Source organism: Nocardioides stalactiti (assembly GCF_014180715.1).
Lineage (GTDB): Bacteria > Actinomycetota > Actinomycetes > Propionibacteriales > Nocardioidaceae > Nocardioides > Nocardioides stalactiti.
This window is the reverse complement of record NZ_JACEFC010000076.1, coordinates 1-22818: the sequence shown is the minus strand read 5'-3', so window position 1 is coordinate 22818 and position 22818 is coordinate 1. Positions and strand designations below refer to the sequence as shown.

Sequence of the window (22818 nt, the reverse complement as noted above, 5' to 3'; positions counted from 1 at the left end):
CCGGGGCCTGCGCCGGTGAGCGCGGCGAGGAGCACGCGACCGACGCCGCGGAGGTCGCCGTCGACGCTGCCGCGGTCCGCATCGAGGAGCGGGAAGTCCGCGACCCACGCGTGGGCACGGTCGGTGCCCGGGTCGCGGACCAGCACGTGGCGCGGTCCGAGGTCGTCGTGGGTGACGCCATGGCGGTGCGCGTCGGCCAACCCTGCAGCGACCTGCTCGGCGATCCGTAGTGCGTGGTGGCGGGGGAGCGGGCCGTGCCGGGTGAGCCAGGTGGCGAGGTCGCCACCGGGGACGTACTGGCTCACGACGTAGACGCGCTCGCCCTCGACCTCGTGGTCGTGGACCTGCGCGACGTAGGGGGAGGAGAGGCCCGAGAGCCGGGTCGCGGCGGCACGGAGCTCGGCGGTGCGGTCGGCGGTCCCGGTCGCCCCGGAGCCGACCACGCTCAGGACGACGGTCCGCCGCAGCCGGGGGTCGTCAGCGGCGTAGGTGACGACGTCAGGGCCGGCGTCGAGGACCCGATCGATGCGATAGCGACCCAGCTGATCGCCGGACGGCAGAACCTGCATCCGAACACTCCCGAGATTGTGTGGTGGACCCGGCCAGTCTGCCCGACCGTCCCAGGTTCAATCGTCGGGGCCGGTCGAGGTCAGTCGAGCCCGACGGCGGCGCGGGCCGTGCGCCTGAAGTCGGCGGCGACCTCGGCGCCGTCGAGGTAGGCGCCGACGAGCATCGCGTCGCGGAGCAGCACGAGCGCGGCGGCGGTGGCCTGCGGATCCTCGACGCCGGCGGCCTCGGCGAGCGCGGCGAGCGTCGAGCGGAACCAGTCGCGATGGCGCCGGACGACGGCGCGGACCTCACCGCGGGCGTCGGGGAACTCCGCGCTCGCGTTGATGAAGGGGCAGCCGCGCGTGTGGTGCCGGGTCGCGTCGTCGGCCACGCCGTCGATCACCAGCGCCAGCAGGTCGCGCGGTCCCGCGTCGGGAGCCGCCTGGGCCGCGGCGGCGAACAGGTCGCGCAGGTGGGCGTCCTCCTGCTCGAGGTAGGCGACGACCAGCGCCTCCTTGCCGGGGAAGTGGCGATACATGGTGGCGCGGGTGACCCCGGCCTCGGAGAGGACCCGGTCGACGCCGACGCCGTTGATGCCCTCGCGGTAGAAGAGGGCCGCCGCTGTCTGGAGCAGGCGGTCGCGGGGTGCGGAGGTGACGGTCACGTGATGCAGCATACAGAACGTTCGTTCTTGACAAGACGGCGTGAGGGGTGCAGGCTTCTCCACATGCAGAACGAACGTTCTGTCTCTTACGACAAGGAGATCGCCATGAACACCACCACCACTACCCCGACCAGCACCGTCACCGCCCGCGAGGCCGCCGAGGTCCGCGCCGCCAACGCCTCGGGTCGCCAGCCCGTCGTGTTCGTCCACGGCCTCTGGCTGCTGCACAGCAGCTGGGCCGCCTGGCGGGAGCGGTTCGAGGCCGAGGGCTACGCCACCGTCGCCGTGGACTGGCCGCGCGACGCCGCGTCGTACGACGCGGCGCACGCCGACGCGGACTCGCTGGCGGGGACGTCCGTCGCGGACGTCGCCGACCACGTCGCCGAGGTGATCGCGGGCCTCGACCGCAAGCCGGTCGTCGTCGGCCACTCCTTCGGCGGGCTGCTCGTCCAGATCATCGCGGGACGCGGGATCGCCGCCGGCACCATCACGATCGACCCGGCGCCGAGCCGGGGCGTGCTGCCGCTGCCGTACTCCTCGCTCAAGGCCGCGTTCCCGGTGCTCGGCAACCCGCTGAACTACGGCCGGACCGTGACGCTCACCTTCGACCAGTTCCGCTACGGCTTCGCCAACGCGGTCTCCGAGGAGGAGGCACAGGAGCTGTACCGGACCTTCCACACGCCGGCTCCGGGCCGGCCGCTGTTCCAGGCCGCGACCGCCAACGTCAACCCGTGGGCCCGGACCAAGGCCGCGAAGAAGAACGCCGACCGCGGCCCGATGCTCGTCGTCACCGGCGAGAACGACAACATCGTCCCGTTCGCCATGGCGAACGCCGCGTTCAAGAAGCAGCGCAAGAACCAGCACCACGCCACCGAGCTGGTCGAGATCCCCGGTGTCGGTCACTCCCTGGTGATCGACAGCCACTGGACCGAGGTCGCCGACGCTGCGCTCGCCTTCCTGGCCCGCCACGGCCTGGCCGCCGACCAGTCCGCCGAGCACTGACCGGCCCCACGAGGAGCTGGCAAGGGCTACGGCCCGGCCAGCTCCTCGAGCCGTGCGATGGCCTTGTCCCACGGCAGCTTCAGGAAGTCGACCGCCCAGTCCGCGCCGCCGCCCATCGGGAACGCCAACTGGCCTTGGTCCTCGTCGAGGACGCCGATGGAGCTCACAGGTCGATACAGGTTCGTGGCGAGCAGGCGCGGACTCGGTGTGGGATCGACTCCGGGGATCGGAGCGCCGATCCGGCGCAGGAAGAAGACCGCCTGTTCCCCGGTCGGCGGGTCGAGCACGAAGGGAGGTTCGGCCAGGTCCATGACCGCATCGAGGCGAGCGGGCGCCGACCCTCCGCGGCTGCTGATGATCCCGTCGACACGCACCTCGTAGACGAGATCGCGGGCAACCTCCACGTCCTCAGGCGCATCGGCCTCGGACTCGCGATACTCATCTCCCCAGTGGCCTCCGGTGACCGTGCCCAGGACCACCAGGTCGGATCGAGCGACCAGCTGCCGCAGTGAGGTGAAATGTTCGATCTCCCACTCGTCCTCACCGGGCTTCGGGGCAAGGCGCCGAAAGGCGCTCCTCGTGGGCGACGGCGTCGCCACCTCGGATCGGATGACCTGGTCGGCGGACGATGGCGGCTCGAGCTCCTTCTCGTCCGCCGCACAGCCGGACACACTCATCAGGAGGAGCGTTGCGGCGAACCTTGTGCGCATCGTCAGTACCCCCTCGCGGTGTTGAGCTTGTCGACATCGTCGTAGCCGGACGACTCCGACCTGTCGGGGGGTTCGCTCGTTCTCCAGGCAGGTGCTGGCTTCGTACCTCTCATCCGGATGGTTCAGACCAACTGTGTGGCCCAACTCGTGGCACAGCACGACACGACGGCCAAACGTGGTGTCAACCATGTCCATCCTGGTGAGGTTGATCTTGAGGACCTGACCGTGACACCACCGGACCGGAGATGATCCGCCGGTCGTCGCCCGGTCGGGGCAGGTCACCTTCCCGTACCAATCTTGGTGCGGGTACTCGGTGTCGCTGATACGGACGTCGTAGCTCGCACCGTCGACCCATGTCCAAGCGGACCCGAGTCCGGGGAATCGGTTGTCGAGGACCCACTGAGCCGTGGCCCGGTCATCGATCGTGTGTCGAAGAAGTCGACGTGGTGGTGGCGGTTGTTGGCGAGAAATTGACCGGGTTGGCCGAAGCGAGGGCAATCGGTGGGACAGATGCCGGAGCCACTCTGGCAGGCGCGGTAAGTGGCTGTGGTCGCTGGAACAGCGTTGGCGACGTGGTGCGCGGCGAGCGTGATCAGGACGATGAAGATGAAGCCTGCTCTTCGCATAGGAAGACCCCGAGTCTGTCCGCAGGAACGGCGCAGCGGTCGCTGCGTCACCCGGTGGACGTGCGGGGGACTGAAATCCTTACGCCGTCTCGGCGACCAGTTTCAGAAGCCTTCGCCGCGGGCGCTGCGCGGGTGGCTCGGTCACGTCCCGGCCAGCTCCTCGAGCCGTGCGATGGCCTTGTCCCACGGCAGCTACCGCCTGCTCGCCGACGGGCGGGTCGAGCTTCATCTCGCGGGGGTCGTAGAGATCGATGACGACCTCGACGGTCCCGCTCCCTCCAAGGACTGAATTCCCCCGGATCCTCCGATCGACCCGGATCTCGAAGACGAGGTCGCGGAGGATGTCGACGTCCTCAGGCGAGTCAGGCTCCGACTCGCGGTACTCGGTGCCCCAGTGTCCGCCCGTCACCGTGCCCACGAACACTGCGTCCGACCGGGACAGCAGCTGCGTCATCGAGGTGAAGCGTTCGATATCCCACTCGTTCGCCGATTCGTCGTACCGGCGGAACGCGCTCGAGGGCAGCGGTGCGGGGGAGATCTCGCGGGGCGGAGCGGCCGTGTCCGACGCGACCACGTGGTCGGTCTCGGCGCGGTCGCTCACGCAGCCGGTGGCCGTCGACGCGAGGGTGATCCCCGCGACCAGACCGATGGAGACGAAGCCTGCTCGTTGCATGGAGAACCCCCGAGGTACGTCGTGCGGGTGACGCAGCGGTCGCTGCGTCACCCGGTGGACGTGTGGGAGCCCGAGATCCTTACGCCGCTTCGGCGACTTTCTTCAGGAGCCCTTGCGGGTGAGCGTGTACGCCAGGTCCGCCTCGGGGGTGGCGTCGCCGTGCCCCTTGAAGCCGTTGGTGCAGCCGCCGCGCAATTCGGTCACGCGGGAGTAGGCCTGGCCGGTGCCGGTGAAGGCGGTCGGGGAGCCGGCGGCGTCGGTGCTGGAGAGCGTGAGGACAGCGGGGGTCCAGGTGGTCTCGACCCGGCCGTGGGAGTCGGGGTCCTCGTTGCCGTCCTCGTCGGCGCACGGGCCTTCGATGATCTCGGGCGGGATGGTGAAGGTGAGGGTCGTGCCGTCCCACGTGTAGGGCCACTTGCCGACGGTGCCGGTGCAGGCGGTCCCCCCGCAGTCCGCGGCGAGGCGGAGCGTGTTGTCGTAGGGGATCGAGTAGAAGTTGTCGGCGGTCGACCGGGTCGCCTCGATCTGCAGCGTCCACCGACCCTCGGGAGCCGTCGCGGCGATCTCGTCTGCTCGGTCACCCCCGCCGGTCTCGCCGGTCTCGCCGGGGTCCCCCGTGGGTCCGCCTGGTTGGCCCGGGTCCTCGCCCGTGCCATCACCGTCGTCGGAGACCTGGCTGGACCCCGAGGAGGACGGTTCGTCGTCGCCACCGGCCGCGACGGCGACCACGGCGCCGGTCCCGGCCGCGGCGATGACGACGGCACCGAGGCCGCCCGCGACCCACACCGGCAAGCCGAGGAAGGTGGCGCCCTGGGCGGCGCCGCCGGTCCCGGTCGCGGTGCCCATCGACGATCCGGCGCCACCGAGGCCAGCGGCGCTGCCCGCGCTCCCGGTCCCGGCTCCGACCGACGCGGCCGAGCCGACGCCGGCACCGCCGACGCCGCCGGTCCCGACGCCCGACGCCGCGGCGCCGACCTGGGGTGCGGCGCCAGGGGCCGCGCCCGGCAGTGCGCCGAGGCCCTCGATCGCTCCCGGGACGGGCGGGACGACGGTAGGCCGGTCCTCGTCGTCGGACGCGGGAGTGTTGTCGTCCGGACCTGATGTGCTCATGCAGCGACCCCCTGGGCTGATGTGGCGGAACGTCGATGATGCCTCGTCGTCGCCCGGCGCGGTGCCAAGTCCCAGAACAGGCGCGGCAGATCCTGCCGATCAGGGCGTCACTAGGATCGTGGCCCGTGAAGACCCTCGTGATCGGCACTGGAGGCCGCGAGCACGCGCTCGGCCTCGCCCTCTCCCGCGACCCCGGGGTGACCGAGGTCCACGCGGCTCCCGGCAACCCGGGGCTCGGCGCCATCGCGACCCTGCACGACGTCGACCCGATGGACGGCTCCGCGGTCGCGGACCTCGCGGAGCGGGTCGGCGCCGACCTGGTCGTGATCGGCCCGGAGGCGCCGCTGGTCGCGGGCGTCGCGGACGCCGTGCGGGAGCGCGGGATCGCCGTGTTCGGCCCCTCCGGCGCGGCGGCGCGGCTCGAGGGCTCCAAGGCGTTCTCCAAGGAGGTCATGGCGGCGGNNNCGAGGGCTCCAAGGCGTTCTCCAAGGAGGTCATGGCGGCGGCCGGGGTGCCGACCGCTCGCTCCTTCACCTGCACGACGGCCGAGGAGGTCGCGGCCGCGCTCGACGAGCTCGGTGCGCCGTACGTCGTCAAGGACGACGCGCTCGCCGCCGGCAAGGGCGTCGTCGTCACCAACGACCGGGCTGAGGCGGTCGACCACGCGGCGGCCTGCGGTCGGGTCGTCATCGAGGAGTTCCTCGACGGGCCCGAGGTCTCGCTCTTCGCCGTGTGCGACGGCCGGACGGCGTACCCGCTCCAGCCGGCCCAGGACTTCAAGCGGATCTTCGACGGCGGGCTCGGCCCCAACACCGGCGGCATGGGCTCCTACTCGCCGCTGACATGGGCGCCTGCCGACCTCGCCGACGTCGTCATGGAGCAGGTCGTCCAGCCGACGCTCGACGAGATGGTCCGGCGCGGCGCGCCGTTCGTCGGCTGCCTCTACGTCGGCCTGGCGCTGACCGACGCCGGTCCGCGGGTCATCGAGTTCAACTGCCGGTTCGGCGACCCGGACATCCAGCCGGTGCTCGCGATGCTCACGTCGCCGCTCGGCACCCTGCTGCACGCGGCGGCGCAGGGGCGCATCGACGAGGTGCCGGCGCCGGTGTTCGCGGACGGCGCTGCTGTGACCGTCGTGCTCGCGTCGGCCGGCTACCCCGAGTCCTCGTCGAAGGGCGACGTCATCCGCGGTGTCGGCAACGCCAACGGCGTCAACGACGTCGACGTCATCCATGCGGGCACCGCGATCATCGCCGCCCCGGAGCCGGGCGACCCGGACCACCGTCACCTGGTGACGGCCGGCGGCCGGGTGCTGGCCGTCCGAGCCGTCGGGTACGACGTCGCCGACGCGCGGGCGCGGGCCTATGCCGCTGCCGACCTGATCACGTTCGACGGGCTGCAGCGTCGTACGGACATCGCGGCGGAGCCGCTCGGTGTCGTCGAGGGCGCGTCGGTCAAGGACTCCTGAGGTGCTGCCGCTCTGGGACGCCGCCACGGTCACGGCGTTGCGGTCGGGTGAGCGGATGCCGGGCTGGCACCCCTCGTTCCCGCGCGACGACGACGTCGACGCGACCGCCGTCTGGACGGAGAACGACCCGTGGGGCCCGCGGTCGATCGTCGTCGACGGCCTGGTCGCCGGCTCGATCGGCTTCTTCGGGCCGCCGACCCCTGCCGACGACGGCGTGCCGGAGGTCGAGGTCGGCTACGGCCTGGTCGCGGAGGTCCGCGGGCGCGGCATCGCGACCCGGGCGCTGCTGTGGTCGCTGACCCACTGCGACCGCCAAGGCGTCCGGGTGCGGGCCAGCATCGCCCCCGACAACAAGGCGAGCCTGAGGGTCGCCGCGAAGGCCGGCTTCACGACCATCCGCGGCACGAACGGCGACGGCGAGCTGGTCATGGTGCGGCCCGTTCCGTAGGGCTCTGTGGACAACCGCTCTCGTCGGTTCCGAATCCAACTTCCCTGAGTGATCCTTTCGTCTGGCCCGATCCGCGGGTCATGATGCAAGGGAGCATTGATGTGTCCACGCTGTTCTCAGGAGGACCGATGGAGGCCCTGCAGCGCATTCCCATGTCGTGGGAGGAGTACCTCGCGACGCCCGAACATCCCCGCCATGAGTGGGTGGACGGGATGGCCGTCGTGAGCCCGGACCCGGTATGGCGACACGAGCGCGTCGCGCGCAAGCTGGCCAACCTGTTCGACGCTGTCGATGGCCTCTACGGGTCGAGCGGCGGCAACGTCAAGCTCCCCGAGAATCGGGTGCGGATCCCCGACGCCCTCGCGACCACCCAGCCCGAAGGGCTCTTCATCGAGCAGCCGGTGTTGGTCGTCGAGGTGCTCTCGCCCAGCACCCGCTCCGAGGACCTGGTCCGCAAGCCGCCCGAGTACGCCGCTGCCGGGATCGAGCAGTACTGGATCGTCGACCCGGCGCAGCGTTCCCTGGAGGTCAAGCAGCTGGTCGACGGCCGGTGGGTGGGGTTGGCCCGTTTCGATGACCTGACGCCCGTCGGAGAGGTCGCCATCGGCGATCACGGCGTCGTGGTCGTGAACCTGCTCGATCTCCTCGACGGCTGAGGAGTTCGGGCGGGTCCGCTCGCCGTGGGACAATGAGGCACGTGACCGTCCCGAACGTCCTTGCCACCCGCTACGCCGCGGCCGACCTCGCTGAGATCTGGTCCCCCGAGCACAAGATCGTGCTGGAGCGGCAGCTCTGGATCGCGGTGCTCAAGGCGCAGCGCGACCTCGGCATCGACGTGCCGGCCGGTGTGGTCGAGGCCTACGAGGACGTCGTCGAGAAGGTCGACCTCGGCTCGATCGCGGCCCGGGAGCGGATCACCCGCCACGACGTGAAGGCGCGGATCGAGGAGTTCAACGCCCTGGCCAGCCACGAGCACATCGCTCTGCAGTACATACATGCGGGGATGACCTCGCGCGACCTCACCGAGAACGTCGAGCAGCTCCAGGTGAAGCAGTCCCTCGAGCTGCTCCGCGACCGCGCCGTCGCCACCCTCGCCCGGCTCGCGCGCCTCGCGTCAGAGCACGAGCTGACCGTGATGGCCGGACGCTCGCACAACGTCGCCGCCCAGGCGACCACCCTCGGCAAGCGGTTCGCCACGGTCGCCGACGAGCTGCTCATCGCGCTCGACCGCATCGAGGACCTGCTCGGCCGCTACCCGCTGCGCGGGATCAAGGGGCCCATGGGCACGGCCCAGGACATGCTCGACCTGCTGGGCGGGGACGAGGACAAGCTGGCCGACCTCGAGCAGCGGGTGGCCGGCCACCTCGGTTTCGAGCGCGTCCTCACGAGCGTCGGTCAGGTCTATCCCCGCAGCCTCGACTTCGACGTGCTCTCGGCGCTCGTCCAGCTGACGGCGGCGCCGTCCAACCTGGCCACCACGATCCGGCTGATGGCCGGCAACGAGATCGTGACCGAGGGCTTCCAGGAGGGCCAGGTCGGCTCGTCGGCGATGCCGCACAAGATGAACACCCGGTCCTGCGAGCGGGTCAACGGCCTCGCCGTCGTCACCCGCGGCTACCTGTCGATGGTGGGCGAGCTCGCCGGTGACCAGTGGAACGAGGGCGACGTCTCCTGCTCCGTCGTACGACGGGTGGCGCTGCCCGACGCGTTCTTCGCCGTCGACGGCCTGTTCCAGACCTTCCTCACGGTGCTCGACGAGTTCGGCGCCTTCCCGGCGGTCATCCAGCGCGAGCTCGACCGCTACCTGCCCTACCTCGCCACCACCAAGGTGCTGATGGCGGCGGTGCGCAACGGGGTCGGCCGCGAGGCCGCCCACGAGGCGATCAAGGAGGCGGCCGTCGGCACCGCGCTGGCGATGCGCAAGGGCCAGGCGGAGAACGACGTGTTCGCCAAGCTGGCTGCCGACGAGCGGCTCGGCCTGACCGCGGACCAGCTCGCGTCGCTGGTGGCCGACCCGATCACCTTCACCGGCGCCGCGGTCGCCCAGAGCCAGGCCGTGTGCCGCCAGGTCGCTGCGGTCGTCGAGCGCTACCCGGCCGCCGCGGCGTACAACCCGGGCGCGATCCTGTAGCTGCCCGCTAGGAGCGCCGGACCGCCTGGTCGCCGATCAGCAGGAACACCTCGACGCAGCGCTCGACCAGCTCGTCGCGGTCGAGCTGCAAGGTGCCCGCGGTCCACGCGGTGAGCACCTCGATCATCCCGCCCAGGAGCAGGGTCGCGGCGAACGTCGCGTCCTTGTCGACCTGGGGGGTGTGCTCGATCTTGAGCGTGGTGAGGCCGCGCTCGACGATCATCCCGAGGAGCGCGGTGGTCAGGCCCGTGCGGACCTCGGAGAGCACCGGGTGGCCCGCTGACTCGACCATCAACCGGCCCAGACGGGGGTCGCCGGAGAAGAGGTCGATGCCCGCGCCGATCACCGCGGTCGCCTGTGTCCGGGGGTCGTCGGGCGTGGTGGCGATCGTCGCCGTCAGCGCGAGGATCAGCCGACTCCCGGCGTCCTCGGCGACGGCGCGGACCAGGTCGTCGCGCTCGGGGAAGCTCTCGTAGTAGTAGCGCTCGTTGAGGCCAGCCGTCCGGCACACCCGGTGGACGGTGAGCGCTGCGGTGCCGTCCTCGCCGATCACGGTGAGCGCGGCGTCGAGCAGCCGTGCGCGGCGCTCGGCCTGCCGCTGCTCGGCCGACAGTCCGCCGTACGCGCGGGTCGGTGTGGCCATGGCCACGATTCTGGCAGAAACCGTTGCCAGATAGGCGCGACGGTGCCATCCTCGTTTCTGGAAGATCGCATTGCCAGATATGGCTCGAAAGGGATCGACGACGATGTCGGGTTACTTCGCTCCGGACTCCATGGTGGTCAAGGCGCTCAGCGCGCGGGCAGTCGGACTCACGTACGGCCAGCGGGCGCTCGCTCTCGGCGCCCTGAAGTCCGACCTGTTCGTCGGCACGGCCCAGCACACGACGCACCGCCAGTCGCCCTACACCCGCCTCGGCCTGACGGCGCGGCTCTTCGAGGCGGTCTTCCTCGGCACCAAGGAGGAGGCGGACCGCGCCCTGGCCTTCACGGCCAAGCGGCACGCCACCGTGCGGGGGACCATGGGCGTCGACGGTGGCCCGGCCTATCCCGTCGGGTCGACCTACAGCGCCGCCGACCCTCGGTCGATGTGGTGGACGGCTGCCTTCACCCTCGACTCCGTCGAGTTCATGTACGACGCCCTCGTGCGCCGGCTCAAGGACCGGGAGCGGGAGGAGCTCTTCGAGGGGTTCGTGGCATGGGCGGAGCTCTTCGGCATGCCGCGTTCAGGTGCGCCGTCGACGTACGCGGAGCACCGGGCGACGTACGACGCCTGGCTGGTCTCCGACGAGCCCTTCCTCACCGACGAGGCGCGGCTGATCGGCCGCCACCTCGCCGGAACCTCTGGCTACGCCCTGCCGTTCCGTCCGGTGAGCTCGCCGGCGCTGGCGACCGTCGTGCAGGGCAGCCTCCCGCCGGTCGCGCGCGAGCACTACGGCATTCCGTGGGGCATCCGCGATGAGGCGTCCTGGCAGGCGGTGAGCCGCGCCAGTCGACTGGCCCACGGAGGCGTGCCCCTGCTCGCCCGCACTCCGCTGCTCAGCGGCCGGAGCGCGGAGTTCTACAAGGTCGTGCAGCGCGGCGAGAAGAAGCTCCTCTCCCGCGGCGGCGTGAGCATTCCCGGCGTCTCCGACGTCGACCCGCCCTACGGCCCTCTTTCCGTCTCGGCGTAGCCGGCGCCCGCGGCCGTTACCGTGGTGCCACCGAGGGGGTGACGCTGCGTGGGGAGCCGGACATGGAAGGGCATGACCCAATCCTCCGGGGCGGACGGACGCGACCGGGAGCTGCGCTTCCGGGCGTTGTACGACGGCAACTTCGCCGCCGTCCTCGGCTACACCCTGCGCCGGGTCGAGCAGCCGGCTGACGCCGCCGACGTCGTCAGCGAGGTGTTCCTCGTGGCCTGGCGACGCTACGACGAGGCGCCGCCGGGGGACGGTCGGCCGTGGCTGTTCGGGATCGCGCGGCACGTCCTGTCGAACTACCACCGCGGTCTGCCCCGCCGCCACCGGCTCGGCGGCCGGCTGCGGGACACGCTCACCCACGACGTCGTCGCCGACCCGGCGACCGGGGTCGTGGAGTGGGACCGGGTCCGGCAGGTGCTGCTCCGGCTGCGGCCCGACGACCGCGAGCTGCTGATGCTCGTCGGGTGGGACGGGCTGACGCCGACCGAGGCGGCCGAGGTCCTCGGCATCGCTGCGGGCACGGCGCGGATGCGGTTGGCGCGCGCCCGTCAGCGGTTCCGCGACCTGGCCGAGCCGGGGTGTGACGTCCCGGAGGGGGCCGGACATGTCCAGGTAGTCCCGTTCGAGCACGTGATCGGGGAGAGCCGATGACCGACCACCCGCCCCTGGGGGCCGACCCGCTCGCGGGCCGCGACCCCTATCCCCGGGACCTGTTCGACGTCTGGCCGCTCCACGACGCACGTGCGGAGCTCCTGGAGGAGATCGTGTCCCAGCCCGGTGCAGCCAGCACTGCAAGTCCGTCCCGCCGCGTCCTGGTGCCCGTCGGCATCGTCGCCGCCCTGGCCCTCGTCGCCGGTGGCGCGTGGGCCGCCGTCACCGCCGGGGGTGATGACGGCGACGGCGATCGCACGGTCGCCGCCTCCTCGGTCGAGGCGACCGCGAGCGACCCGACGTCCGCCCCGGACCCGACGGACGAGCCGGCCACCGAGCCGACCGAGGAGCCGACGACCGAGCCCGACGACGTACGACGCGCCGACGTCCGGATCGGCAAGGTGTCGACCCTGCGGGAGTGCGCCCGCCTGCTCCGCCGGCTGGACGGCGACGAGATCCGACGTCTCCCGCGCGTCGCTCGGCGCGACAAGGACGGCGGCCTCGTCCTCTACCTGCTGGAGGAGCGTCGGCGCTACGTGGCGGTCAACCGCGACTGCGAGGTCATCCGCGTCGGACCGCGGCGCCTGCAGGAGCTGCACCGGAAGTGATGCTCAGCGGGCCGGCCTGACGTCGAGGACGACCTCGAACTCGAGCAGGTCGGCCCCGCTCGACACCGGCTTCTGCTGCTCCTCGCCGGGCTTCGCGGCGTGCGCGGCCATCCCTGAGCCCTCCCGCCACGCGTCGAAGGACGCCTGGTCCTCCCAGTGGGTCACCACGAAGTAGCGGTCGTCGCCGGCGACCGGCCGCAGCAGCTGGAAGCCGAGGAAGCCGGGGGAGCCCTCGACAGCGCCGGCCCGGGCGGCGAACCGCTCCTCGAGGTGCGCGCCGGCACCGGGCGGGACGTGGATGGCGTTGATCTTCACGACGGACATGCGACCGAGCCTAGGGGGCGGTGCGACGCCCCGGAGTCGCTGGTCAGTCCACGACGATCCGGCCGCGTCCCACGCCGGGCTGGCACCGGTAGTCGAACGTGCCGGCCCGGTTGAACCGGACCGCCTGGCGGCCGCGTGCCGGGACGGCGATCGTGCCGGCGTCGAAGGTGAGTCGGACCGGTTCGGCGAGTGAGTTGCGGAACTGGACGACACCGCCGACCAGGATCTCGACCTGCGTCGGGAGCGGCCGACAGCGCGAGCCGATCCGCACCACCGCCACGTCCGGGGCCGGCGGCGGCTCGTCGTCGTCGCCGCGCTCGCAGTTGCGCGAGGAGTCGCCGTCCTGCCCGCCGCCGTTGCAGGAGTCGGTGGCCGGACCCCCGTTGAGGATGTCTGTGCCGACATTGCCGAACAGGTCGTCGTCGTCGTCGCCGCCCTGCAGGACGTCGTTGCCGGTCCCGCCCTCGAGGCGGTCGTCACCGGGGCCACCGTTGGCCCGGTCGTCATCGGCACCGCCGAAGATCCTGTCGCCACCCACGTCGCCGTCGATGTTGTCGGCGCCGGGACCTCCCGCGAGGATGTCGGAGCCGCCGGAGCCGAGGAGCACGTCGATGCCGGAGTCGCCCGACAGGTCGTCGTCGGCGCCCTGCCCGTCCAGCGCGTCGTTGCCGTCGCTGCCGAAGAGCGAGTCGTCACCGGGACCGCCGAACAGGTCGTCGTCGCCCGCGCCGCCGACCAGCCCGAACTGCAGCTCGTCGTCGCCTCCGTCCCTGCCGCCTCCGCCGAACAGCTTGTCGTCGCCGTCGTTGCCCAACAGCAGGTCCCGTCCGGCGCCGCCCTCGAGCCGATCGGGACCGGCGGCGCCGATCAGGTGATCGGAGCCGTCCCCGCCCTTGACGGTGCCGCCGTCGGTGCCGGGCTCGAAGTCCTCGTCGGCGCAGATCACGTCGTTGCCGCCCGCGCCGGTGATGGTGTCGACGCCGCCGAGCCCGGCGATGACGTCCGGACCGGCCGTGCCCGTCAGGGTGTCGGGGCCCTCGGTCCCGAAGATCGTCGGCGCCTCGCCGTTGCACGTCGCCAGCACGCCCGCCGGCGCGGGTGCACCGGGAGCGACGACCGCGAGCCCGACCGCCAGGGCCAGGCTCACGAGCAGGTGTGAGGTGCGAGGGGAGCGGGTCGTCGTCGGCATGGTGGGACCTCCGTCAGCAGCCGACCCCGACGATATCGAGGTCGGAGCGGATCCGTCCCGAGATTCCGAGGTGGTACGCCGAGCAGTAGCGCTCGCTGAGCAGGGTGTCGCGCTCGAGGACGACCGCCTTCCAGCGACCGTGGCCGACCGGCTCCAGGTAGCGCAGGCGCGGCGCGAGCAGTGCGCTCGTCGGCGTCGTCCCCTTGAGGTAGGCCCCGAGCCACAGCTGGGTGTAGGCGCTGCTCAGGGCCTGCCCCCACCGGCTCGCGGGCAGCACCAGGGGGATGTCGGTGAACTCCAGGTGGGTGCTCGACCGCGGCACCACGACCATCGAGTCGAGGCCGGCAGCGCTCCACGTGTCGAACCCGGTCGCCCGCTCACGCCTCGGGTCGGGACCCTCGGGGGACGGCGCGGGGACGATCGAGGACCCGCCCGACAGGAACCACGGGGTCACCGTGAAGCCGTACTCGGCCTGGAGTCCCAGGGCCGGGACCACCGGGTCCACCTCGCCCTGGCCGGAGGGCTCGGAGGAGCGGGCGGACAGCTTGTCGAGGGCGACGACGGTGGCCACGCGGTCGTCGTACCCCTGGACGAGGGAGACGGCGGACGCGCCCATCGAGTGCCCGACGATCGCGAGCCGGGTGGTGCGCCCCGGGGTGCGCGGGTTGCGGATCGGGGTCCGGTCCCACAGTCGCCACCACGGGTTGAAGGCGTCGACCACGGTGGTGCCCGCCTGCGGGTTCGGGTACGGCGCGGTCGGCGTGGAGAGGAAGAAGTCCGTCGCGTCGACCGTGCCGGTGGTGAAGTTGGAGAGCTGTTGGAACGGGACGCCCGGACAGCCGGTCATCTCCTGGGTGCCCGTCGCCGGGTCACCCTGGGCCGGGCTGAAGGGGTTGCAGAACGGGAACGCCGAGCTCGGGTCGCGCGGCAGGGTCTCGCTGGTGCCCTGCCCCTGCACGTCGTAGAGCAGGACCAGGTAGCCGCGCTCGGCGAGGTCCTGCGCGAGCCACCGGTACATCCCCTGCGAACCACCGACCGAGCCGGGCGTGATGACGACGCCGGGGTACGGCGCCGTCAGCCGCGCTCCGGTGTAGGGATCGCGAGCGCGGGGGAGCGGCGCATAGACGGTGCCCCGTAGCAGCGCGCCGAACCGGTTGGTGAACTTCACGGTCTGGGACTGGCCGCGGGTGCCGTTCCAGCCGGCGCGCAGCGGGTTGCCGACGTTCCACCCGGGAACGGCCATCGCCGGCGTCAGGGACAGGCGGTCCGGGTCGGCGGCCTGGGCCAGCAGCTGGGCCGTGCTGACGACCGTGCCCTCGCGGACGAGTGCCGGGAGGTAGGCCGGGTTCTGGAGCTGTCCGCCGGGCTCGATGATCCGCCCGTAGGCCGCGCGCATGGCGGCGAGGTCGGCAGCGACGTCGTAGTCGACCGGCACCGGGTCGGTGGGGTCGGCGGACGCGGTCGCGGGGCCGAGGCCCGTGACCAGCACGGCGACCGCGAGGGACGCGGCGATCAGGACGCGGCGGGGGTTCCAGGTCACGTGACCTCAACGGCCTCCCACCGCTTCGGGCTACGCCCGGGCGTCTCCGCCCCAGTTGGCGAGCTTGGTCGCGATGGTGTGGAGGTCCGCCGGACCGTCGCCGGCGGCGGGGGCGAAGAACCACACGTGGAAGTGGCCGCGGTCGGCGCCGTAGCGGCTCACGTCGACGTACTCGGCCTGCGGGCAGCTCTCGACGATCCGCACCAGGCGGTTGGAGATCCGGCCGAACTGCGAGGCGAGATCGTCGTCGAGCTGGCCGACCCGGCTGTGCTCACGGGTCTGGAGCAGCAGTGCGGCGGCGACGTTCTGGTCGTGCTCGGCGTGGGTGAGAACCCAGTACTCGTCCTCCCACACGATGCGGTCGGTCGTCGCCCGCTGGCACTCGGAGCAACCGTCCGGGAGCGCAGGACGGGTCGCAGAAACGATCTGTTCGTAGGCCTCTGCGGGCGAGAGCGGCATGGCGACAACTGTGCCACCACGCCGTGCGGCGCGGGCGCGCACCCCCGACTTCGCTGCGACCGCGGCCAAGGTGCACGGCCTTTCCGATTTAACTAGAGTAAGTTGATGTAGTAAGGTCAGTTGACATGACGGCCGTGCTTCCCCCCTTGCCGACGTACGACGACGCGCAGCTCGTGGTGGCGGCGCCTGCCGACGGTCCGGGCAACTGGGCGGGTGCGGCGAGCGCGGTCCTCGTCGACGGCACCTTCTGGCTCACCTACCGGGTACGGCGCCCGCTCACCGACGGCCGCGGCGTCGCGGTGGTCGTGGCGAGGAGCGAGGACGGCGTCCACTTCGAGGAGGTCTGCCAGGTGGCCCGGGAGTCGTTCGGCTGCGAGTCGTTCGAGCGCCCTGCACTGGTGCCGCTCCCCGAGGGCGGCTGGCGGCTCTACCTCTCCTGCGCGACCCCCGACTCCAAGCACTGGTGGGTCGACAGTCTCACCGCCGCGACGCCCGATGCGCTGCCCGGCGGCCGCCGCCAGCCGGTCCACGGGGGAGGTCTCCATGCCGGTGTGAAGGACCCGGTCGTCGTCCCGACCGAAGACGGCTGGGAGATGTGGCTGTGCCACCACCCGCTCGCGACCCGCGGACAGGAGGACCGGATGTCCACCCACCGGCTGGTCTCCAAGGACGGCCTGCGCTGGATGGACCTCGGCGAGGTCCTCGTCGGTCGCCCCGGTCGCTGGGACGCCCGCGGTGCGCGGGTGACCACGATCCTCCCCGGTGAGCCCGGCGAGGGACTGCGGGTGCTCTACGACGGCCGGCCCGACGCCGCGTCGAACTGGTTCGAGACCACGGGCGTCGCCCGGTGGCAGGGCGGCCGCCTGGTCGCAGAGGACGTCGAGCCGATCCGCTCGCCGCACTCCGACGGCGCGTGGCGCTACGCGAGCGCGGTCGCCCTGCCCGACGGTCGGACCCGCCTCTACGTCGAGGCCGCGCGGCCCGACGGCGCCCACGACCTCGTCACCTGCCTGCTCGGCGAGCAACGCCCGGCGGCCTGAGCGCCGCCCTCCAGCGCGTCGTACCCGGCAGACGGGTTCCCGGATTTACGCAATCCGCGATCCTTCTGCCGGGTACGACGACGGGATCGTCTGGTGCGCCGGGACCGCCGGGGTGATCGACGCCGGGGCGGTCCTCGGGGTCGCGGCCGTAGGCACGGTGCCCTGGCGCTGGGCGAACGAGCCCCGGTCGGCCGTCGAGAACCAGTCGGTGAAGTCGTGCCCGGTCACGCGGGTGAGAACGGCGATGTCGGCTGCGAACGACGGCAGCAGCCGCTGACGCTGCTCGCGGGTGAGAGCCGGCCGGTGGGCGCCCTTGTCGGCCGCGAGCAGCGAGATGAGCGGCTCGCTCGCCCGGCGCCAGTACTGCGGGGGAGCGAACTGGGCAGCGCGGGCGCCGGCGCGCACCACCGGCCCGAGCACGGTCGGCCGCCAGCCGGGAGTCACGAACGGCTTGGAGTTGTCGCGCGGGATCTGGGCCACCTGGCCCTCGCGGATGCCGAGGAAGCGGGAGACCCGGTCGACGGTCGCCGCCGGCTCGTCGACGATGTCGCGGTAGCGCAGCACGAGGATCCGCTCCGGGTCGACGTAGGTGAAGAGGTGCGCGAGCTGGCGGCCGTAGCAGCCGAGCTCGCGGTAGCGCCAGAACGGCGCCCAGCCCGCGCTGATCCGCTCGCCCTCGGTGGCGAACGCCTCCTCGAAGTCGGCGATCGGCTCGAGGCCGTCGCTCCACAGGTGCATCCAGTTGCTGTAGGCGCGGTCGATCGGGTCGCGGACGACCGCGACGAGCTTCACGCGCGGCAGCTTCTCCGCGATCCGGCGGTGCGCGCCCTCGCTCCAGAGGTAGAAGGGCGTCGACTCCCCGCGTACCTGGTCGGGGCGGGCGGCACGGAACAGGTCGGCGTACTCCTCGTGCCGCCAGACCCACTCCCGCTGGGAGTGGCGGTCGCCGGGCCCGTTCCAGTGCGGCGGCGGAGCACCGTCGCAGAGCCAGTACTTGGGCTCCTTGGGGTCGGTCATGAAGACGTCCGGATGCAGCGCGAGCGCGGTGTGCAGGGCGGTGGTCCCCGCCTTGGGGGCCCCGACGAGGAGGAAGTCGGGCTCGGGCTGGCGGGTCATCGGCACTCCAAAGTCCTGTGAATTACTACAAATACAACACTAAGGCGTGCGCAAGGTGTCCGGCAACGCCTCCTAGGCTGTCGCCCGTGACGCTCGCGAACATCCCGCCCGCACCGGCCCTCCCCGGCGCCCGCCACGTCCACTCCGGCAAGGTGCGCGACCTCTACGAGCTGACCGAGGGCCCGCATGTCGGCAAGCTGCTCATGGTCGCGAGCGACCGGCTCTCGATCTTCGACTTCGTCCTGGAGACGACCATCCCGGACAAGGGGGAGATCCTCACCCGGACGTCGTTGTGGTGGTTCGACCAGCTCGAGGACCTGGTCCCGAACCACATCGTGAGCACCGACCCGGCCGACATCCCCGCCGAGGTCCTCGGCCGTGCCGTGATCTGCGACAACCTCGCGATGTATCCGGTCGAGTGTGTCGCCCGTGGCTACCTGACCGGGTCCGGTCTGCTCGACTACGTCGCCACCGGTCCCGATCACTCCGTGTGCGGGATCTCGTTGCCTGCCGGGCTGGTCGACGGGAGCCGCCTGCCGGCGCCGATCTTCACGCCGGCCACCAAGGCCGAGCTCGGCGACCACGACGAGAACGTCTCCTTCGACGCCGTCGTCGGGACCGTCGGCACCGAGATCGCCGCGGCGCTGCGGGACCTGACGCTGACCGTCTACGGCCGCGCCGAGGAGATCGCGCGCGAGCGCGGCATCATCCTGGCCGACACCAAGTTCGAGTTCGGCGACCGCGGTGGGGCCATCGTGCTCGCCGACGAGGTCCTCACGCCCGACTCCTCCCGCTACTGGCCCGCCGACGAGTGGCAGCCCGGCCGCGCGCAGCCGTCGTACGACAAGCAGATCGTGCGCAACTGGGCGCTCTCGCCGGAGTCCGGCTGGGACAAGGCCTCCGGCGAGGCCCCGCCGCCGCTGCCGCCCGAGGTGATCGAGCGCACGCGGTCTCGCTACGTCGAGGCCTACGAGCTGCTGACCGGGGAGACCTTCTAGAATCGTCGCGTGGCCCGAGTCGTCGTTTCCGTCATGCCGAAGCCCGAGATCCTCGACCCGCAGGGCAAGGCGGTGCTGGGGGCTCTCCCGCGGCTCGGCTTCAGCGGTGTCAGCGAGGTCCGTCAGGGCAAGCGCTTCGAGCTCGAGGTCGCCGGCGAGGTGACGCCCGCCGTCCTCGCCGAGGTCGAGAAGATGGCCGAGACGCTGCTCTCCAACCCGGTCATCGAGAACTACGTCGTGAGCGTCGAAGCATGATCACCCCACGACGTTCCTCGCCTCCCCCGCTTCGCTCCTCCGTCGAACAACGCCGCGGGGGCCCCGAATGAAGGTCGGGGTCGTCACCTTCCCGGGCTCGCTCGACGACGTCGACGCCCAGCGCGCCGTCCGGATCGGCGGCAACGAGGCGGTCGCCCTCTGGCACGCCGACGCCGACCTGAAGGGTGTCGACGCGGTCGTCCTGCCCGGCGGCTTCTCCTACGGCGACTACCTGCGCTGCGGTGCCATCTCGCGTTTCGCGCCGGTCATGACCGAGGTCGTCCGCGCCGCCGGTGCCGGCCTACCGGTCCTCGGCATCTGCAACGGCTTCCAGATCCTCTGCGAGTCCCACCTGCTGCCCGGTGCGCTGATCCGCAACGACCACCGCAAGTTCGTCTGCCGGGACCAGAAGCTCCGGATCGAGAACAACCGCACGCCGTGGACGTCGTCGTACGAGCAGGGTGCCGAGATCACCGTCGTGCTCAAGAACGGCGAGGGCGGCTTCGTCGCCGACGCCGAGACCCTGGCGCGGATCGAGGGCGAGGGCCAGGTCGTCGCCCGCTACCTCGAGGTCAACCCCAACGGCTCGCTCAACGACATCGCCGGCATCACCAACGCGCGCGGCAACGTGGTCGGCCTGATGCCGCACCCGGAGCACGCGGTCGAGGAGCTCACCGGCTCGGGCACCGACGGACTGGGCTTCTTCACGTCGTTCGCCGCGGCGACCTTCGCCTGACCGATGACCCCCCTCCGCGTCTTCCGTTCCCTCGCCGTCGCCGAGGCGATCACCTGGGTCTGCCTGCTGGCCGGGATGTTCGTCAAGTACGCCGTCGGCACCACCGAGGTCGGCGTCCAGGTCGCCGGCCCGATCCACGGTGTCGCGTTCATCGCCTACTGCCTCGCCACCGTCGTGATCGGGGTGGACCAGGGCTGGTCGCGCGGCCGGCTGGTGCTCGGCCTCGCCGCCGCCGTCCCGCCGCTCGCGACCGTCTGGTTCGAGCGCCGGGTCGAGAAGCTGGGCGGTCTCGACGACGCGTGGCACTCCCGCGAGGACAGCCCCACCGCGGCGCAGCGCGCGGTGTGCTGGCTGCTGCGCCACCACCGTCAGGCGATCGTCGGCTTCGTCGTCGCAGTGGCCGCCCTCACGGGCATCGCACTGCTCGCCGGTCCGCCTGTCGGCTGATCGACCGGCCCGGCTGTCACACGCCGTCCTCGCCTCTTGGAGACCGTCGCAACGGGGTCGAAGGGACGCCAACGTCCTGCCGGAATGGCGGACAGCGTGTTACATCCGGTCAGCGCGCCGGTGCACGTCGGCGGGCTGTCGCGGGGCAGGGTGTCGCTGGTGCCGGCCGGGCCTCATGCCCGGCCGGCACGCAGCCGCTCCCAGGTGGTCGGGTTGACGATGCCGGTCGCGGAGATGCCGACACGTCGCTGGTAGGCCCGGACGTCGGCCGCCGTCGTCCGGGTGAAGATGCCGTCGACCGTGCGACGCAGGGTGGGGTCGGCGGCGTTGAGGGCGCGCTGGACGCGGCGCACGTGGAAGCCGGTCGAGCCGACCTTCTGCGCGTAGTCCATGCCCTGGGCGAACGCGGCGACCCAGTTGGCCGGGCTCCACGTGGTGCTCACCGGGAAGCCGCGGTCGGCCTGCCACGCCTGCACCGCCGCGATCGTCGCGGGGGAGTAGCGGCCGGAGATCTTGTCGTCGTACACGCCGCGCTCCTGGAGCAGGCACTGGAGGGCCTTGACCTTGTTGGCGGCCGGGGCGCGGCCGTCGGTCGGCTCGCGCAGTGCCGGGAAGCGCGCGAAGTCGAGGTTGACGCCGCCGCAGTGCGTCTCGGGAGCGGCATAGCTGCCGCGGCCGACGTCGAGGAAGTTGCGGTCGATGTTGATGGTGACCCCGCCCCACGTCTCGTCGTGGCCGCCCTCGTACTGCTTGACCCGGCCGCCGGGCAGCCAGCCGTCGTCTCGGACGTACGGCGTCGACGTGTTGGCCACGCCGTCCCAGCGGGCGATCCAGATCATGTCGGGCATCGTGTAGGTGCCGGGGCGTTCGACCCGGGCGTCGTCGAGTGCCTCGATGCCGGAGCCGGCGCTGGAGTAGACGCCCGAGACGTAGTCGAGGCCGTGGAGCTTGTTGGTCCACGCGCTCATGAACGCGAGCGCGGACTCCCGGCAGTTCCGGTTGGTGTCGTCGAAGCCCTCGAGGTCGTACCACAGGGTGCTGCCCGGCCCGATGCCCAACGCGTCGGCGGCCGCGACCGCCGACACGGCCTCCGCACGGCCCTGGCGACGGGCCGCCTGGTAGGTGCCGTCGGCACCCGGGCGGGCGACGATCACCGGGTCGTTGCCGTAGCGCGGGAAGCGGGTGCTGCACGACGCCTGCGGGCCGAGCGTGATCGGCAGCAGCCGCCAGCCCTTGCGGAGCTGCGTGCTGATCCACGCCGGGGTCAGGTTCGGCTGGTCGCGGCACGCGCGCGAGGCGCCGGAGATGTAGATGCCGACGGACAGGAACGGCGAGTGGTTGAGCCACGTGTCCATCGCCCGCTGCGTGGGCGCCAGGCACTGGTCGAACCCGTAGCCGCGGAAGTCGCCAGGGGTCACCGGGTTGGGGTCGGCCGCAGCCGGTCGGAACGGGGTGAGGGCCACCGCGAACGCCAGGGCGGCGGCAGCGACGACGGACCGGGCAGACATCTCAGCTCCAGACGGACGAACGGGCACAAAGGTGGGACGGAAACGCCACGATAGTCACAACTTTCACATCAGTAACAGTGGTAGCGGCGAACTACAACGGTGTAGTTCGCTCCGTGCCGGAGGATCTCCGGCTGTCAGGTCGATCCGCCGGATCGTGTCGACCGCGAGCGCTGCCGAGCGATCGGTACGGTCTGCAGGTGCCCAAGGTCGTCGTCCTGCTCTCCTCGGTGGTGGCAGGGGGGTGCTGGCTGGCCGCCCTGCTGCTGCCGTGGACGGCGGAGGGCGCGTTGTCCGCGAGCTCGCTGCTCGACGCCGTCGAGCTGGCCCGCAGCGGGAGGGTCGACGCGGTCGTCCCGTCCTACGCCGCGCTGGTGCTGCTGGTCCCGTCGATCGCAGGGATCGTCCTCGTCGGGGTGGTCGGGCTCGCTGGCCGGGCGCTCGCCGCGGTCCGGCTGGCTGCCCTCGTCCTCGGGTCCGTCGGGGTCCTCGCGCTCGTCGTGCGCCTCTCGGGCGCCGACGGCGCGAACCTCGGACCCGGCGCGGTGGTGGCTCTGGGCGGGGTCCTGGCCGCGTTGGTCGCGGTCGCGCTCACCGGTCGCAGCGGTCTGCTGAGGTTGCCCACAGGTCCGCCCGCGACGGACTAGGCTCGCGCTCCTGCGACGGGGGCGGAGTGCCCGCTCCGGCGCGCGACGAAGGGGTGGCCGGATGGGGAACTGCTGGTCCTGCGGGGAGCCGCGGGTGCACGAGGGCGACGAGTTCTGCCGCAATTGCGGCCAGGCCTACGGGGCCGACCCGTCGGCTGTGCCGCCCGCTGCCCCGACCGCCTTCCCGCCCGCAGCCGTTCCGCCCGCCGCCCCGCCGACGGCATTCCCGCCCGCGGGCCCCCC

Annotated in this window: 26 protein-coding genes and 1 pseudogene; 15 read left to right on the top strand and 12 right to left on the bottom strand. The window is 71.9% G+C overall.

Going from position 1 to position 22818, the window contains the following annotated elements; genetic code table 11:
• Positions 1-569: protein kinase (locus tag H0487_RS15015; RefSeq protein ID WP_183095042.1), on the bottom strand; the 569-nt coding region annotated here is incomplete at its 3' end.
• 80 nt (positions 570-649) lie between these two features.
• Positions 650-1213 carry a TetR/AcrR family transcriptional regulator gene (locus tag H0487_RS15010; protein ID WP_220793440.1) on the bottom strand — a complete coding sequence of 188 codons (564 nt, stop codon included), beginning with the start codon at positions 1211-1213 and terminating at the stop codon, positions 650-652.
• A gap of 105 nt (positions 1214-1318) precedes the next feature.
• On the opposite strand from H0487_RS15010, the gene H0487_RS15005 reads away from it, so the two are divergent.
• On the top strand, positions 1319-2215 hold the full coding sequence (locus H0487_RS15005) for an alpha/beta fold hydrolase (protein WP_183095040.1): 897 nt from the start codon (positions 1319-1321) through the stop codon (positions 2213-2215).
• 26 nt (positions 2216-2241) lie between these two features.
• Here H0487_RS15005 and H0487_RS15000 read toward each other — a convergent pair whose 3' ends face one another.
• The 3 genes from H0487_RS15000 to H0487_RS14990 form a co-directional block, all read right to left on the bottom strand.
• The gene (locus H0487_RS15000; RefSeq protein ID WP_183095039.1) at positions 2242-3120 is read right to left on the bottom strand and encodes a hypothetical protein; all 879 of its coding nucleotides are present in this window, start codon (positions 3118-3120) and stop codon (positions 2242-2244) included.
• Positions 3121-3630: 510 nt separating this feature from the next.
• Entirely contained in the window at positions 3631-4224 is a 594-nt protein-coding gene (locus H0487_RS14995; RefSeq protein ID WP_183095038.1) for a hypothetical protein, read from the bottom strand.
• A 102-nt stretch (positions 4225-4326) separates the two neighbouring features.
• Positions 4327-5334, bottom strand: a complete 1008-nt coding sequence (locus tag H0487_RS14990; protein WP_183095037.1) for a hypothetical protein — start codon at positions 5332-5334, stop codon at positions 4327-4329.
• Between the two features lie 125 nt (positions 5335-5459).
• Between H0487_RS14990 and purD the strand changes: the two are divergent.
• The 4 genes and pseudogenes from purD to purB all read left to right on the top strand — a co-directional run bounded on the left by purD (position 5460) and on the right by purB (position 9381).
• Positions 5460-6802: pseudogene (purD, locus tag H0487_RS14985) on the top strand (phosphoribosylamine--glycine ligase).
• 1 nt (position 6803) lies between these two features.
• Positions 6804-7250: a GNAT family N-acetyltransferase gene (locus H0487_RS14980; RefSeq protein WP_312855958.1), complete on the top strand. Its 447-nt coding sequence runs from the start codon at positions 6804-6806 to the stop codon at positions 7248-7250.
• 128 nt (positions 7251-7378) lie between these two features.
• Positions 7379-7906 (top strand): Uma2 family endonuclease, encoded by a 528-nt coding sequence (locus H0487_RS14975; RefSeq protein WP_183095036.1) that lies wholly within the window; start codon positions 7379-7381, stop codon positions 7904-7906.
• A 41-nt stretch (positions 7907-7947) separates the two neighbouring features.
• A complete protein-coding gene (gene purB / locus H0487_RS14970) occupies positions 7948-9381 on the top strand; it encodes an adenylosuccinate lyase (protein WP_376766685.1) in 1434 nt (477 codons plus the stop codon).
• A 7-nt stretch (positions 9382-9388) separates the two neighbouring features.
• Here purB and H0487_RS14965 read toward each other — a convergent pair whose 3' ends face one another.
• Positions 9389-10024, bottom strand: coding sequence for a TetR/AcrR family transcriptional regulator (locus H0487_RS14965; RefSeq protein ID WP_183095034.1), 636 nt, complete (start codon positions 10022-10024; stop codon positions 9389-9391).
• Between the two features lie 103 nt (positions 10025-10127).
• Between H0487_RS14965 and H0487_RS14960 the strand changes: the two genes are divergently transcribed.
• The 3 genes from H0487_RS14960 to H0487_RS14950 all read left to right on the top strand — a co-directional run bounded on the left by H0487_RS14960 (position 10128) and on the right by H0487_RS14950 (position 12319).
• Positions 10128-11051, top strand: a complete 924-nt coding sequence (locus H0487_RS14960) for an oxygenase MpaB family protein (RefSeq protein ID WP_183095033.1) — start codon at positions 10128-10130, stop codon at positions 11049-11051.
• 72 nt (positions 11052-11123) lie between these two features.
• Positions 11124-11711: an RNA polymerase sigma factor gene (locus tag H0487_RS14955; RefSeq protein WP_183095032.1), complete on the top strand. Its 588-nt coding sequence runs from the start codon at positions 11124-11126 to the stop codon at positions 11709-11711.
• On the top strand, positions 11708-12319 hold the full coding sequence (locus H0487_RS14950) for a hypothetical protein (RefSeq protein WP_183095031.1): 612 nt from the start codon (positions 11708-11710) through the stop codon (positions 12317-12319). Before H0487_RS14955 ends, H0487_RS14950 begins: the two co-directional genes overlap by 4 nt.
• Before the next feature lie 3 nt (positions 12320-12322).
• Here the strand turns inward: H0487_RS14950 and H0487_RS14945 are convergent, their stop codons facing one another.
• The 4 genes from H0487_RS14945 to H0487_RS14930 are packed head-to-tail and all read right to left on the bottom strand — an operon-like array spanning position 12323 to position 15831.
• Positions 12323-12643, bottom strand: coding sequence for an antibiotic biosynthesis monooxygenase family protein (locus tag H0487_RS14945; protein ID WP_183095030.1), 321 nt, complete (start codon positions 12641-12643; stop codon positions 12323-12325).
• 43 nt (positions 12644-12686) lie between these two features.
• Entirely contained in the window at positions 12687-13832 is a 1146-nt protein-coding gene (locus H0487_RS14940) for a hypothetical protein (protein WP_183095029.1), read from the bottom strand.
• Between the two features lie 13 nt (positions 13833-13845).
• On the bottom strand, positions 13846-15372 hold the full coding sequence (locus H0487_RS14935; protein WP_183095028.1) for an alpha/beta hydrolase family protein: 1527 nt from the start codon (positions 15370-15372) through the stop codon (positions 13846-13848).
• 30 nt (positions 15373-15402) lie between these two features.
• Positions 15403-15831: a hypothetical protein gene (locus tag H0487_RS14930; protein WP_183095027.1), complete on the bottom strand. Its 429-nt coding sequence runs from the start codon at positions 15829-15831 to the stop codon at positions 15403-15405.
• 125 nt (positions 15832-15956) lie between these two features.
• Between H0487_RS14930 and H0487_RS14925 the strand changes: the two genes are divergently transcribed.
• A complete protein-coding gene (locus H0487_RS14925; protein WP_183095026.1) occupies positions 15957-16871 on the top strand; it encodes a hypothetical protein in 915 nt (304 codons plus the stop codon).
• 45 nt (positions 16872-16916) lie between these two features.
• Here the strand turns inward: H0487_RS14925 and H0487_RS14920 are convergent, their stop codons facing one another.
• The gene (locus H0487_RS14920) at positions 16917-17987 is read right to left on the bottom strand and encodes a sulfotransferase family protein (RefSeq protein ID WP_183095025.1); all 1071 of its coding nucleotides are present in this window, start codon (positions 17985-17987) and stop codon (positions 16917-16919) included.
• An 86-nt stretch (positions 17988-18073) separates the two neighbouring features.
• On the opposite strand from H0487_RS14920, the gene H0487_RS14915 reads away from it, so the two are divergent.
• The 4 genes from H0487_RS14915 to H0487_RS14900 all read left to right on the top strand — a co-directional run bounded on the left by H0487_RS14915 (position 18074) and on the right by H0487_RS14900 (position 20423).
• Positions 18074-18985, top strand: a complete 912-nt coding sequence (locus tag H0487_RS14915; protein WP_183095024.1) for a phosphoribosylaminoimidazolesuccinocarboxamide synthase — start codon at positions 18074-18076, stop codon at positions 18983-18985.
• Positions 18986-18994: 9 nt separating this feature from the next.
• The gene (purS, locus tag H0487_RS14910; protein WP_183095023.1) at positions 18995-19240 is read left to right on the top strand and encodes a phosphoribosylformylglycinamidine synthase subunit PurS; all 246 of its coding nucleotides are present in this window, start codon (positions 18995-18997) and stop codon (positions 19238-19240) included.
• A 67-nt stretch (positions 19241-19307) separates the two neighbouring features.
• A complete protein-coding gene (gene purQ, locus H0487_RS14905) occupies positions 19308-19976 on the top strand; it encodes a phosphoribosylformylglycinamidine synthase subunit PurQ (RefSeq protein ID WP_183095022.1) in 669 nt (222 codons plus the stop codon).
• 3 nt (positions 19977-19979) lie between these two features.
• Positions 19980-20423: a DUF3817 domain-containing protein gene (locus H0487_RS14900; protein ID WP_183095021.1), complete on the top strand. Its 444-nt coding sequence runs from the start codon at positions 19980-19982 to the stop codon at positions 20421-20423.
• 173 nt (positions 20424-20596) lie between these two features.
• Here the strand turns inward: H0487_RS14900 and H0487_RS14895 are convergent, their stop codons facing one another.
• Positions 20597-21931 carry a glycoside hydrolase domain-containing protein gene (locus H0487_RS14895; protein ID WP_183095020.1) on the bottom strand — a complete coding sequence of 445 codons (1335 nt, stop codon included), beginning with the start codon at positions 21929-21931 and terminating at the stop codon, positions 20597-20599.
• Positions 21932-22128: 197 nt separating this feature from the next.
• On the opposite strand from H0487_RS14895, the gene H0487_RS14890 reads away from it, so the two are divergent.
• Together H0487_RS14890 and H0487_RS22920 are read left to right on the top strand one after the other, a co-directional pair.
• On the top strand, positions 22129-22575 hold the full coding sequence (locus H0487_RS14890; RefSeq protein ID WP_183095019.1) for a hypothetical protein: 447 nt from the start codon (positions 22129-22131) through the stop codon (positions 22573-22575).
• Between the two features lie 61 nt (positions 22576-22636).
• The coding region (locus tag H0487_RS22920) for a zinc ribbon domain-containing protein (RefSeq protein WP_220793439.1) at positions 22637-22818 on the top strand (182 nt) is incomplete at its 3' end.